At 39.6% G+C, this 13086-nt stretch carries 16 protein-coding genes; 13 read left to right on the forward strand and 3 right to left on the reverse strand.

What is annotated here, in order from left to right; translation table 11 throughout:
- The first annotated feature begins 9 nt into the window (after positions 1-9).
- The 3 genes from ACIQ7N_RS06270 to ACIQ7N_RS06280 all read left to right on the forward strand — a co-directional run bounded on the left by ACIQ7N_RS06270 (position 10) and on the right by ACIQ7N_RS06280 (position 1345).
- Positions 10-276: a YqkE family protein gene (locus ACIQ7N_RS06270; protein WP_132363177.1), complete on the forward strand. Its 267-nt coding sequence runs from the start codon at positions 10-12 to the stop codon at positions 274-276.
- Positions 277-514: 238 nt separating this feature from the next.
- Entirely contained in the window at positions 515-931 is a 417-nt protein-coding gene (gene arr, locus ACIQ7N_RS06275; RefSeq protein WP_402930925.1) for an NAD(+)--rifampin ADP-ribosyltransferase, read from the forward strand.
- A 174-nt stretch (positions 932-1105) separates the two neighbouring features.
- Positions 1106-1345: a hypothetical protein gene (locus ACIQ7N_RS06280; RefSeq protein WP_402930927.1), complete on the forward strand. Its 240-nt coding sequence runs from the start codon at positions 1106-1108 to the stop codon at positions 1343-1345.
- 320 nt (positions 1346-1665) lie between these two features.
- Here the strand turns inward: ACIQ7N_RS06280 and ACIQ7N_RS06285 are convergent, their stop codons facing one another.
- The gene (locus ACIQ7N_RS06285; protein WP_402930929.1) at positions 1666-2136 is read right to left on the reverse strand and encodes a VanZ family protein; all 471 of its coding nucleotides are present in this window, start codon (positions 2134-2136) and stop codon (positions 1666-1668) included.
- Entirely contained in the window at positions 2133-3032 is a 900-nt protein-coding gene (locus ACIQ7N_RS06290; RefSeq protein ID WP_402930930.1) for an aldo/keto reductase, read from the reverse strand. The genes ACIQ7N_RS06285 and ACIQ7N_RS06290 overlap by 4 nt, the downstream gene beginning before the upstream one ends.
- A gap of 75 nt (positions 3033-3107) precedes the next feature.
- Here ACIQ7N_RS06290 and ACIQ7N_RS06295 point away from each other — a divergent pair, with 75 nt between their 5' ends.
- The 6 genes from ACIQ7N_RS06295 (at position 3108) to ACIQ7N_RS06320 (ending at position 8643) form a co-directional block, all read left to right on the forward strand.
- Positions 3108-3644: an NUDIX domain-containing protein gene (locus tag ACIQ7N_RS06295; protein WP_132363167.1), complete on the forward strand. Its 537-nt coding sequence runs from the start codon at positions 3108-3110 to the stop codon at positions 3642-3644.
- 72 nt (positions 3645-3716) lie between these two features.
- Positions 3717-4229, forward strand: coding sequence for a hypothetical protein (locus ACIQ7N_RS06300; RefSeq protein WP_132363165.1), 513 nt, complete (start codon positions 3717-3719; stop codon positions 4227-4229).
- A 251-nt stretch (positions 4230-4480) separates the two neighbouring features.
- Entirely contained in the window at positions 4481-4945 is a 465-nt protein-coding gene (fur, locus tag ACIQ7N_RS06305; protein ID WP_132363163.1) for a ferric iron uptake transcriptional regulator, read from the forward strand.
- A 264-nt stretch (positions 4946-5209) separates the two neighbouring features.
- Positions 5210-6112 carry a site-specific tyrosine recombinase XerD gene (gene xerD, locus ACIQ7N_RS06310; protein WP_132363161.1) on the forward strand — a complete coding sequence of 301 codons (903 nt, stop codon included), beginning with the start codon at positions 5210-5212 and terminating at the stop codon, positions 6110-6112.
- Between the two features lie 84 nt (positions 6113-6196).
- Entirely contained in the window at positions 6197-7378 is a 1182-nt protein-coding gene (deoB, locus tag ACIQ7N_RS06315) for a phosphopentomutase (RefSeq protein ID WP_402930932.1), read from the forward strand.
- 14 nt (positions 7379-7392) lie between these two features.
- On the forward strand, positions 7393-8643 hold the full coding sequence (locus tag ACIQ7N_RS06320) for a thymidine phosphorylase (RefSeq protein ID WP_132363157.1): 1251 nt from the start codon (positions 7393-7395) through the stop codon (positions 8641-8643).
- A 176-nt stretch (positions 8644-8819) separates the two neighbouring features.
- Here ACIQ7N_RS06320 and ACIQ7N_RS06325 read toward each other — a convergent pair whose 3' ends face one another.
- Entirely contained in the window at positions 8820-9221 is a 402-nt protein-coding gene (locus ACIQ7N_RS06325) for a hypothetical protein (protein ID WP_402930934.1), read from the reverse strand.
- 649 nt (positions 9222-9870) lie between these two features.
- On the opposite strand from ACIQ7N_RS06325, the gene spoIIAA reads away from it, so the two are divergent.
- The 4 genes from spoIIAA to ACIQ7N_RS06345 are packed head-to-tail and all read left to right on the forward strand — an operon-like array spanning position 9871 to position 12923.
- Positions 9871-10224: an anti-sigma F factor antagonist gene (spoIIAA, locus tag ACIQ7N_RS06330; RefSeq protein WP_132363155.1), complete on the forward strand. Its 354-nt coding sequence runs from the start codon at positions 9871-9873 to the stop codon at positions 10222-10224.
- Positions 10217-10657 carry an anti-sigma F factor gene (gene spoIIAB, locus ACIQ7N_RS06335; RefSeq protein WP_132363153.1) on the forward strand — a complete coding sequence of 147 codons (441 nt, stop codon included), beginning with the start codon at positions 10217-10219 and terminating at the stop codon, positions 10655-10657. Before spoIIAA ends, spoIIAB begins: the two co-directional genes overlap by 8 nt.
- 10 nt (positions 10658-10667) lie before the next feature.
- Entirely contained in the window at positions 10668-11459 is a 792-nt protein-coding gene (gene sigF, locus ACIQ7N_RS06340; protein WP_053483127.1) for an RNA polymerase sporulation sigma factor SigF, read from the forward strand.
- A 15-nt stretch (positions 11460-11474) separates the two neighbouring features.
- Positions 11475-12923, forward strand: coding sequence for a spore germination protein (locus tag ACIQ7N_RS06345; RefSeq protein ID WP_402930935.1), 1449 nt, complete (start codon positions 11475-11477; stop codon positions 12921-12923).
- Positions 12924-13086: the final 163 nt, after the last annotated feature.

A 13086-nucleotide genomic window follows, 5' to 3' on the forward strand; every position in this document is an offset into this window, starting at 1 on the left:
TGAAATGCAATGGGAAAAAAACGAAAACAGCAGCAACGCGTAGATAGTAGTGTAACAGCTAGTCTACCAAAGCAGGAGGCAGTGACATTAGCCGATCAACTAGGCGGTGACGTGCTAGCCAAACTAAAAGCGGCAAAGCAAGATTTAACAGCGAAAGAACAAGCCGCAGAAGAAGAGCGCCAAGCAAAACTTGCCTTTGAGCGCAAACAACGCGAAAAAAACAAATCGTTTGAAGAACTACTAAACGAATACGGCGATAAAGGCTCAAAATTCTAAAGAGAAACAGTGAATCCAAATGAGGGTTCACTGTTTTTTATGTTTTATCGGAAAGATTTCGAGATTTATCGGAACAATTTTATATTTTATCGGAAAGATTCTTAGATTTATCGGCATCATTTTCGTTTTCTACTTATATTATAACCCCATCTGATAATTATTTATAGACTACTTTTTCACCCTTTCCTTACCTTATACTGTTATACGCAAGTCAAAAAAGTATAAGGGGTGCGTTTAAATGAATGACCAAAAAAATATCTTGGATCCAGGTCCGTTCTTTCATGGTACTAAAGCAGAACTGAAAATCGGTGACCTGCTTGAACCTTTGCGCTTATCCAATTATCAGGATAAAAAATCTAACTATATATATTTTACTGCAACATTAGACGCGGCGAAATGGGGTGCTGAATTAGCAAGATCTACATCAAAAGAGAGAATTTATCTTGTAGAGCCATTAGGTGATTTTGAAAATGATCCGAACTTAACTGACAAACGATTTCCTGGAAATCCAACACGTTCTTATAGGTCTAAATCACCTTTGAAAATAATCGCTGAATTAAGTTCGTGGGAAAGACATTCTGATGAAGAAATAAATCATATGCTTGCATCTTTAAAAAAATTAAGTGAACAAGGACAAAATGTAATTTACGATTGATTCTTACATTACTACAACTTCCGCCAAAGACCTGAGGTTTGGGGCAATTACAAGAAATTGTAACAAGGATCTTTGCTTGAAGAACGAATGGCGCAGGTGAGTTTTACAAGAGTATCAGTTATACTTAGGTTGAAATTTAAGCTAAATTTTCTGTTTAGCAAACAGAAGTGTTGAGTGTTGATTATTGAAATAGATGGTTATTTTCATCAAGCATTAGTTATAGGTAAAAAGTGTTCTAAACAGCAATTAAATTACAAGTATCTGTTAGCAAAAGAATTAACTGATGAAATAAGGGACTTTCCTAAATTATTTTGCAGGCTTCATAATTTTGAACTTATTCCTTATGATAGCGAAATTGAAGTTGATTTTGTGATAGACACAGACACAGATAGAATTCACAGATCCTCTTATTAAACTAACGAGGTGCAAGCGTTTAACATTAAGCTACCGAAGTCAAGGGAGCTTTTCTTATTGAGCAAACGGGGGATAGAAGCTATGCCGCGTGAATTTGACCGGATGTAACACTAGTTGGTCCACACCAATTGTACAGAGAAACATTTATTATGGTGTTTCTCTGTTTTAAATAAACTAATGCTGATTAAATCAGCTTTCCTCTTAGTTTTGTATAAATTTCCATTAATTAATGTGGTCATTTACAAACAAAAAGTACACCACTATATATGTGATGGTTTAATAGGACATGACTCTATTGATAGGACTGCATTATCATACATTTACTTGTCTTTAATTTTACAATGAATCTTCCTCACCAACACGACAATCCCAACAAAAACAATCGCGCCAGCTGTATCCAACATAACATCCTGTCCGCTCATCGTACGTTCTGGTGTAAAGCTTTGACGCATTTCATCAAGCGTTGCGATAAGAGCTGTCCCAGCAATAGCGACTCCTGCGGCGAACTGACGTTTTCCCCATGCAAAGTAAATGCCAAGTGCAATGCAGCCGAATCCAACAAAATGTGTTAATTTCCGAATTAAAAATTCTACAAACTTAAAGTAACCACGTTCTTCAACAGAAACAACTGTGTCCCAATAAGGAATTTTTAAAACGGATAATTGCTTTTCAAACGGTTTATTTGCTAATACTTGCTCCAATTCAGGAATAATAGACTGTTGTTCATAGGTCATACTAGAAGAAATCACAAGTATTACTAAAAACGCTAATAAGATAAGCCATTTTTTCATCGGTGCTCCATATATTGATCGGCTTTTGTTAACTCATTTGCCGCTTTAAAATCTGCGATTGAAGCCATTTTTTCATAGGCAGCGAGTGTTTGCGCCAGCTGTTCCTGTGAGCTTGCACCAATCACTGTCGAGGCTATTGTAGGTTCCTTTAGATTAAAGGCGATAGCTAGTGCATGTAAATCGTTATAATGTGAAGATAAGCTTGTTAATACTGCTGCTAATTCGTCTGCTGTATATGTGTTAAGGCGGTTGACACGCTGTAGACGTTCTTTCCAGCTATTTGTTAGTAAACCTTTTGCAACTGTCCCGCGTGTTACAACAGAAGCCCCTTCACTTGCAATAAAGTCGAGCCATTCTTCTGGTCGACGGTCTAAAGCGCTGTATTGCATCATGACACTTTTTGCAGAGCTTGCTGGTAAAAAACGCTTTAGTACATTTGGTCGAATAGAGGAAATGCCATATTCTCGAATCAATCCATTCTTTTTCAACTCTTCAAAAGTGTCGATAATGCCATCCCAATCGTCCTCAATCGTCCCACCATGTAATTGATAAACATCAATATAGTCAGTTCCTAGTCGTTTTAAGCTAGCGTGTAGAGCTTCCTTTATATAAGACGGAGAGGCATCCCAATGCCAGCTTTCTACACCTTCTGTCCATCGATTCCCAACTTTCGTAGCGACGATAACATCCTGACGGCGTTTTCCTAAAATAGCGCCAATTATTTCTTCATTTGATCCAAAATCATATAAATCGGCTGTATCGATGTAATTAATGCCAGCATCTAGTGCCATAGCAACGATTTCAGCAGCCTTTTTCTTATCTGTCGAAAGAGACATGCCCCCTAAACTAATTTCTGAAATAAACAATTCGCTTGAGCCAAGCTGTCTTTTTTTCATGCCAATGCCCTCCTTCGATTTCTCTACTTGTAATGGTACAATGAACATATCTGAAGAACAAGCGAGGTTATGTCAATGAAAAAGTTTGAGGAAAAAACGACAAAGACTACACCCATTTATGACGGGAAAATTGTAAAACTACAGGTTGATGATGTCACTTTACCGAATGGTAATGTTGCAAAAAGGGAGATTATTAAGCATCCAGGTGCAGTTGCAGTTATAGCTGTTACCGATGAAGGTAAATTAGTATTAGTAGAGCAATATCGCAAAGCTTTAGAGCGTTCCATTATTGAAATTCCAGCTGGTAAGCTAGAACCTGGTGAGGAGCCGATTGTGACCGCGCGCCGCGAATTAGAGGAAGAAACGGGCTACGGTGCACAAAGCTTCACTTATTTACAAGCGTTTGCAACATCCCCAGGCTTCGCAGATGAGATCATCCATCTATTTGTGGCAAAGGATTTATATAAAATTGAAAACAAAGCAGAACTAGATGAGGATGAATTTGTCGAACTATTAGAAGTTTCGTTGGAAGAAGCGGGGCAAATGGTTGCAGATGAGCGTATATACGACGCCAAGACAGCGTTTGCAGTTCTTTGGCTCGCGGCACAATAAGAAAATATCTTTAGCATAATAGAAGCGGACGAGCATAAGCTGTACAAACCTTGATAGAAAAGGAGCATGTTTATGTCTCGTACGGTGTCTATATTTTATCACGCTTCCATTATTGCTGTGAGTTTTGTTTGTGGCGTTATCTTTTTTCATATTATTGGTGGGCCGAATGCAGAGCCTTTTATTTCATTTATAGAGCCTCGATTAACAAATGGGGACAGGCATTCTCTATTTCGTTTAGTGTTGCCTGTTGCTGTTTCAATAGCGTTTGTACTATTGCTTGCAACACATAGTGTCCTGAAGGTATTAGTACGTGTAACAGTGGCGATACGTGCTACCTTTTTTGGCTTTAGCTCCGTTTTTTTATTACAGAAGCTTGAAGCTTTCTGGGTTTATACGATTTGGTGGTTTCCATTTCAACTCATCTATTGTATATTGTTGCTAAACCTATGCAATTTACTTGTACCAGCATGGTCAAAGAGAAAAATCGGGAAAATGATACATGGTCGGACAATTTTGTTGAATTTTATCGCATTTTTCATCATAATAGTTGCAGAGTTTATTGTTATTTCTTATGTATTAAATTGATAAATACAACATGAAAATGGCTCATCACCAAAGGTTGTGGATGGCATTTGTTAAAACGTTGATTGGAGTGAAGACTGGACGCCCCCAAGAAAGCGCCCAGTCAAAATGGAAATCAACCACATGTTATGGTGATGAGCTATAGAAATTTAGCATTAGGTAAAAACATACAAAAGCATATTCGAAATCTATTCATTATCTTGTAATAGGATTTACTCCTTTGGTATAATGGAATGAGTTTAGGGGGGCGTCACATGGAGAGCCGAATTGATCGTATAAAAAAACAGTTGCATAGTGCTAGTTATAAGCTGACGCCGCAGCGAGAAGCAACAGTTGCTGTACTGCTTGAGCATGAGGAAGATCACCTAAGTGCAGAAGATGTTTACCTTTTAGTAAAAGAAAAGGCACCGGAAATTGGTCTTGCGACTGTCTATAGAACGTTAGAATTACTAACTGAGCTCAAAATTGTCGACAAAATCAACTTTGGCGATGGCGTTTCGCGCTATGATCTACGCCAAGAGGGAGCTGCGCATTTCCACCATCATCTAGTTTGTATCGAATGTGGTGCGGTTGATGAAATTCAGGAAGATTTACTTGAAGATGTGGAAGCCGTTGTTGAAAAACGTTGGAACTTTATCATAAAGGATCACCGACTAACTTTCCACGGCATTTGCTGGCGCTGTCATGATAAAAACGACGAGGTATCAGAAGAAAAGTAAAAAAGATGTTCCAAAAAGATTTATGACTTTTTGGGACATCTTTTTTTATTGTTTTTTGTAATCTGTAATGTATCATTTGATAACTGCACTGGTAGGACCAAGTGCCATCTTCTGTTTGGTGTTTTTGCAACCGTATCAATTGAAAAATAAATATACTGCCTCCTAATGTTTTGAAGTGAAGGGAGGTTTTTTTTTGTAGAGAAAGCATTTGGTTTATTGAACATGTTAATATGAAAGATAATAGATTGTTAAGGGGGCGCTGTGATGAATGAATTTCAATATGCAATAGAGGATTATATCCATTTTATCCAAGTAGAACGACAATTATCTGATAATACATTAGCATCCTATCGCCGAGATTTAGAAAATTACGTGAATTTTTTACGGGAAGTGGAGGGGATGTCTAATTTTCGTAAAGTGGAAAGAACGACCATTTTGCGTCATTTAGAGCAGTTGCGTATGCAAGGAAAGACAAGTCGTACTGTTGCCCGCCATATTTCCTCCATTCGCAGTTTCCATCAATTTTTACTCCGAGAAAAGCGAGCAGAAACAGATCCGACAGTCCATTTAGAAATGCCGACTATTGAGCAAAAGCTACCAAATGTCCTCTCTCTAGAAGAAATAGAAGCACTATTAATGGCACCAAATCGCAGCAAACCGCAGGGCATTCGCGATGTGGCAATGCTAGAGCTATTATATGGGTCAGGGATGCGCATTAGTGAGCTGATTGCATTGGATTTAGCAGATATTCACTTAACAATGGGCTTCGTGCGCGTTTTTGGTAAGGGAGGCAAGGAGCGTATCATTCCCCTTGGAAAAAGCGCTCTTTCTGCATTAAGCACTTATTTAGATGGCGCACGAAGTCAATTACAAGGGAAATCTCCAAAAACAGAAGCTTTTTTTATTAATCAAAGAGGAAAACGTTTAACAAGGCAAGGTTGTTGGAAATTAATGAAGGAGCATGCTTTAAAAGCAGGCATTCAACATGAATTAACGCCACATACATTACGTCACTCCTTTGCAACACATTTAGTGGAGAATGGTGCGGATTTACGAGCAGTGCAAGAGATGCTTGGACATGCTGATATTTCCACAACACAAATTTATACACATATTAGTAAGTCCCGACTGTCAGAGGTTTATAAACAATTTCATCCACGCGCTTAGTGAGAAATTTATCAGTCGGAGGTCTGACCTTTATTTTTCGCTGTTTTTTGGTAAAATAGAGACATGAGATTAGGAGGCAAAATTATGAATAGACCATTTAAAAAAATCCATGTAGTAGTATTGGACTCGGTTGGAATTGGTGAAGCTCCAGACGCAGCAAATTTTGGAGATGTAGGTTCACATACTCTAGGGCATATCGCTGAAAAAATGAATGGGCTTACAATGCCACATATGGAGTCTTTCGGCTTAGCAAATATTGAACCATTACAAGGTATGCAAGCTACCGACAAACCAAAAGCATATTACGGAAAAATGCAAGAAGCATCTGTTGGTAAAGATACGATGACAGGCCATTGGGAAATTATGGGGTTAAATATCGATAAACCGTTTAAAGTATATCCAGAGGGATTCCCGGCTGAACTTATTGCAGAGCTAGAAAAACGTACAGGCCGCAAAGTCCTTTGCAATAAACCTGCAAGCGGAACACAAGTAATCGAGGACTTCGGCAAGGAGCATATGGAGACAGGAGCAATTATTGTCTATACATCTGCTGACCCTGTTTTGCAAATTGCTGCACATGAAGAAATTATTCCATTAGAGGAATTATACAAAATTTGTGAAATTGCTCGTGAGTTAACATTACAACCTGAATATTTAGTTGGCCGTGTTATTGCGCGTCCATTTGTTGGTACACCAGGAAACTTCACGCGTACATCTAATCGTCATGATTATGCGTTAAAGCCATTTGGTCGCACAACGATGAATGTCTTAAAGGATGCAGGTTTCGATGTTATAGCCATCGGAAAAATTTCAGATATCTTCAACGGTGAAGGTGTTACTGATGCAGTACGTACGAAAAATAATAAGGATGGTATGGATAAGTTTGCTGAGGTAGTACGTCGTAATTTCCATGGTATAAGCTTCTTAAACTTAGTGGACTTTGATGCGAATTTTGGCCATCGTCGTGACCCACTAGGCTATGGTAACGCACTCCAAGAATTTGATGCACGTATACCTGAAATTACGGAGGCAATGACAGAAGATGATCTACTAATCATTACAGCGGACCACGGTAATGATCCAACATTCCATGGGACAGATCATACACGTGAATATGTACCGTTAATTGTCTATTCTCCACGCTTTAATGGTGGTAGTGAGCTAGCACTACGTGAAACTTTTGCAGACATTGCTGCAACGGTTGCTGAAAACTTCAAAGTAGAAGCACCGGAATTTGGTAAAAGCTTCTTAAATAATCTGAAGTAAGGGGGATTTTCGATATGAATATGGCACAACTATTTGAAAAGAAAAAGCAAGGCAAGGAGCTATCACAGGCTGAAATTCAATATTTTGTAGAGGGTTACACTACGGGTGTAATTCCTGATTATCAAGCAAGCTCCCTTCTAATGGCAATCCGTTTATTAGGTATGACATATGATGAAACATTTTATTTAACAAAAGCAATGATAGAATCTGGAGACATTATTGATTTATCATCTATTGAAGGTTTTAAAATTGATAAACACTCGACAGGCGGTGTAGGCGATAAAGTCACACTAATTGTTACGCCAATAATTGCTGCATTAGATATTCCAGTAGCGAAATTTAGTGGTAAGGGTCTAGGCATTACAGGTGGTACAATCGATAAATTAGAATCAATTCGTGGCGTTAAAACAGAGCTTTCATCACAAGAATTTATCGACAATGTTAATAAACATAAAATTGCAGTGGCTGGTCAAACAGGTAATCTTGTACCGGCTGACAAAAAATTATATGCATTGCGAGATGTGACGGGTACTGTCGATTCCACTCCACTAATTGCCGCATCTATCATGAGTAAGAAAATAGCAAGTGGTGCAGACGGCATTGTACTCGATGTCAAATGTGGCTCAGGTGCATTTATGAAAACACAAGAAGAAGCACAGGTTTTAGCTGATACGATGACTGCCATCGGTGAAAAGCTAGGCCGTAAAGTAGTTGCACATATTAGTGATATGGATAATCCACTAGGTAAAATGATTGGTAATAAGCTTGAAGTAGTAGAAGCATTTGCTTTATTAAGTGGACGTATGGACGAAACGCATGAGGATCTGCTTGAGGAATGTATTATTATTTCTTCGCTTATGTACCAAGTTGCAGCAGGTGTAAATGAGACTGAAGCAACAGCTGCTGTTAAACGAGTGTTAGAGGATGGTTCAGCAGCTTCAAAATTTGAAGAATTTATCGTAGCACAGGGTGGCGATTTAGCAGATATCGTGCAAAAAGACACAGCAAATAAAGTAGCTATCAAAGCACCTACTGAAGGCACTGTAGGGACGATTAATGCATTATTAATCGGCGAAGCTAGTGTTGGTCTTGGTGCAGGTCGATTAACTAAGGAATCTGAGCTTGATTATGATGCTGGTATTCAATTGATGGCCAAAAAAGGCGACCATGTTCGTACTGGCGAAACGATTGCTTATTTATATTCGAACAGTCAAATCGATGAGGAAACAATCGAAAAAGTACTAAACGCTTATACAATTGCATAAAAAATACGAAGCGAGAACTCTCTTTTATAAAAGGGGTTCTCGCTTTTTTTGTTTTATGGAACGGCGGAGAGTTGAAGCGGCGGAATGAAGGGTCTGGGCGATGGAAAGAAGAGTCGGAGTGACGGAAGGAGGGGTCTGAGCGATGGAAAGAAAAGTCAGAGTGACGGAAAAAAAGGCTAGAGATACGTAAAGAGGTCATGGCGACGGAAAGAAAAGTCGATGACGGAAGGAATGGTCTGAGCGACGGAAAGAAGAGTTAGAGTGACGGAAAGAAAGGCCAGAGCGACGGAAAGAAGAGTCGGAGTGACGGAAGGAAGGGTCTGAGCGATGGAAAGAAAAGCCAGAGAGACGGTAGAACTGCTAAAGTCGTGGGTAGAACCGACAAAATGATGGATAGAACAGCTAAAGTCGTGGATAGAACTGACAAAATAATGGATAGAACAGCTAAAGTCGTGGATAGAACTGACAAAATAATGGATAGAACAGCTAAAGCCGTGGATAGAACCGACAAAGCGACGGAACGAAGAGAAAAAGTTTTGTTGCTTTTGACTTCTTTCAGCAGGTGTCCAAACATCCAAGAAGTTAAAGTCTCATGCGAATATCATGGAATCTTAAAGGAGTTAAATAAAGGATGTTAGCCTAAAATCATCGCATCCGTGCGATAACAGCTAATTGAACTGCATAGTGCCGCTGTCGCACAAAAAAGATCTGTTGCAGCCGCCGTGTTAGCGCTGCGCTGTCGCTCTGCTGTCGCACAAAAAAGATCTGTTGCAGCGGCTCCGTTAGCACTGCACTGTCGTTGCACTTTCGCACAAACACATCAGTTGCTATCGCTGCGCCTTCGCTGCGCAGTCGCTACGCTTCAGCACAAAAACCATCTATTGCTGCTGCTAAGATAGTACTACACTGTCGCTCGCTTCCGCAAAAAAACCATCCGCTGCCACTACGACAGCACTCCGCCCCGCTTCCGCAAAAAAAACATTTGCATGCATAAGCACAAAGCCGATCGGGATGCAATTATGCCGAGGCAAAATTGATCATCTTAATAATTCTTGTGAAAAATGGTTGCCACGTTTAAAAAATGTTGATTTATCCCATACTGCATTTAACCTAAAAAGCTATAAGTATGTCGATTTGCCACTATTTCGGAAGACTTTGCACTAGTTCTGTCAGTCGCAAGGAATCACCGCATTAAATGTGGAATTGCACGAGGAGGAGGCGATGTTCATGCATTTTCAATTAGAGATGGTAACAAGAGAGACAGTAGTTATACGTTTATTTGGGGAGCTCGATCACCATGCAGTAGAGCAAATTCGAGCTAAAATTTCTACAGCAATTTTTCAAGGCGCTGTATCGACTATCATTTGGAACTTAGAGGGGCTTTCTTTTATGGATAGTTCAGGAGTAGGTTTAGTGCTTGGTCGAATGCGTGAGTTAGAAGCAGTCGCTGGACGAACAATTTTATTGAATCCATCGCCTACAATGCGAAAAGTGTTTCAATTTTCAGGTTTAGGGCAGTGGATGATGGATGCAACTGAGGAAGAAGCGATTGATCGAGTTAGGGGGATTGTAAATGGATAACGAAATGACATTAACTTTTTTAGCAATTAGTGAAAATGAAGCCTTAGCGCGAGTAGCTGTGACAGGTTTTATCGCACAATTAGATCCAACAATTGATGAGCTATCCGAATTTAAAACGGTTGTCTCAGAGGCTGTTTCTAATGCTATTATTCACGGTTATGATGAAGATGGTAAGGGCGTTGTTACAGTTCATGCAAAACGTGAGGATGATATTGTAACTGTGTCTGTTATGGATAAAGGTATTGGTATTGAGGATGTAAGCCAAGCGATGGAGCCGTTATTTACGACTAAAAGTGCGATGGAACGTTCAGGTATGGGCTTTACTATTATGGATAGTTTTTCAGATCAGTTGACAGTAATGTCTAAGTGGCAACAAGGTACAACTGTCACGTTTACGAAGAAATTTTACTCGGTTCGCACACCGGTAATGTGAGGCTACGATTGTGAAGCCGCTAGAACAGTCGTCCGATAAGCTATTGTCACAGGGAGAAATGCGAGATTTAATTGCACGTGCACAGCAGGGCGATCATGAGGCTCGTAAACGAATGATTGAAGGGAATACGAGGCTTGTGTGGTCTATCGTCCAACGTTTTACAAGCAGGGGCGTGGAGCTCGAGGATTTATTTCAAATTGGCTGCATAGGGCTCATGAAGTCTGTAGATAAATTCGATCTAACGTATGATGTTAAATTTTCGACATATGCTGTACCAATGATCATCGGAGAAATTCAGCGCTTTTTAAGGGACGATGGTATGGTGAAGGTTAGCCGATCTATTCGTGAGCTTAATTTTAAAATTCGTCATGCAACTGATGAATTCATTAAAAAAAATGAGCATCCACCAACCATTCATGAATTAGCACAGGTTCTTGGCGTCACATCTGAGGAAATTGTAACGGCTTCCGATGCGTTAAGAGATCCCGCTTCCTTGCATGAACAATTGTATGAGAGCGAAGGGGATTCTATTACATTAATGGATCAGATGAAGGACGAAAAATCTGAGCAGCCATTTGACTATATACCACTAAAAGAGGTACTCACAAGACTTGAGCCTAGAGAGCAGTCCATTATTTATTTACGGTATTTCTCAGATTGTACCCAAACTGAAATTGCTAATAGGCTCGGGATATCTCAAGTTCAAGTATCGCGATTAGAGAAAAAAATTCTTGCCCAATTAAAAAATTGGATGGCTACAAGTGCCACAGTTGAAGAGGAAGAAGTAAAAAAAGACATCTAAGAAAATGGTGACAGCATGACAGAAAAAGATAAACTTTTTAACAGCTTAGAAGAAGCCGAAAATTTTCTTAAAGAACAATTTGGTGACGGCGAATCATTTGACATTAGTATTAAGCATGTATTTGTCAAAGATTTGCCGGTTCTTTGTGCATATATAAGCGGACTTGTGGATGGCATAGTGTTAACACAATTACTCTCCAATATGCTGCCTGATGAGGACATTGATATTGAGGATGAAAAGGAGTATTTTGAAGCCTATTTCAATTACCAAGGCCGTTCAGAGGAAACCGAGCGTGAAGCCATTTTATTATCCATATTAAGTGGACAAGTAGCCTTTATAACGAAAAGTGGTTATGGCTATGTTGCTGAGATTCGAAGTTATCCAGGACGTACCCCTGCGGAGCCTGATAATGAAAAGGTTATTCGTGGATCTAGGGACGGCTTTGTAGAAGGTATTTCACAAAATGCTGCTTTGATTCGCCGAAGAATTCGCAATAGTAATTTACGTTTCGAGCTACATAAAATATCCGAAATCGGTCAAACCGATGTCGCGCTAGCGTTTATAAAGGGTATTGCGAGTGATGAAACGCTCGATAAATTACGACAGCGCATGGAACAAATTAATCATGATGGCTTGACGATGACTGATAAATCACTAGAGGAATGGCTGTTTAAACAGAAGTTTCATCCAGTTCCTTTTGTACGATATACGGAACGACCAGATATTACCGCGGCGCATTTACTTGAGGGGCATATAGCCATTATTGTCGATACGTCACCTTCCGTCATTATCGTGCCAGCAACGGCCTTTCATTTATTGCAACATGCTGAGGAGTATAGGCAGGCACCAACAGTCGGAACCTTCGTCCGTTTTATGCGCTATTTTGGAGCAATTATGGGTTTATTATTATTGCCTTTGTGGTATTTATGTGCAACGCACGGGATCCATTTACCGGATGAGTTATCCTTTTTAGGGGAAAAGAAAAAATCACATATCCCACTTTTACTGCAAGTATTAATTGGAGATGTTGGGATAGAATTTTTGAGGATGGCCGCCATTCATACCCCATCACCTTTGTCCACTGCGATGGGGTTAGTTGCCGGTGTAATTATTGGTCAGATTGCTATTGATGTTGGGGTTTTCTCACCAGAAGTAGTGTTATATACAGCCGTTTCAGCTATTCTAACCTTTATTATTCCGACATATGAGCTAGGTATCTCCATTAAACTCTTTAGATTAGTGTTGTTAATAATGACTGGCATATGGGGAGTTAATGGGTTATTTATCGGGTTATTTATATTATTTACGTATTTATGTTCATTACGTCCGATGCAAGCGCCATATTTATGGCCACTTATTCCGTTCTTCCCAAGTGCGATGCTTCGCGTACTTGTTCGTTTCCCAATGACTGCAGATGCATTGAGACCATATGTTGTCGATTCTCCACAGCGAAAAAGATCATAGGAGCCGTTGCACTCGTTTTTTTCATATGATAAAGTTCAATATAGTATTTTGTGATTTTTGCGAAAATTGTCTTCAATCATCGAAAGGTTCACCACGACAAGGTGTAGGCATATGTGATATTAGCTCCCGTGTACTGTTAGAACCCTTCTTGAATGAAGCATTA

Source organism: Lysinibacillus sp. NPDC095746, from assembly GCF_044763535.1.
GTDB lineage: Bacteria > Bacillota > Bacilli > Bacillales_A > Planococcaceae > Lysinibacillus.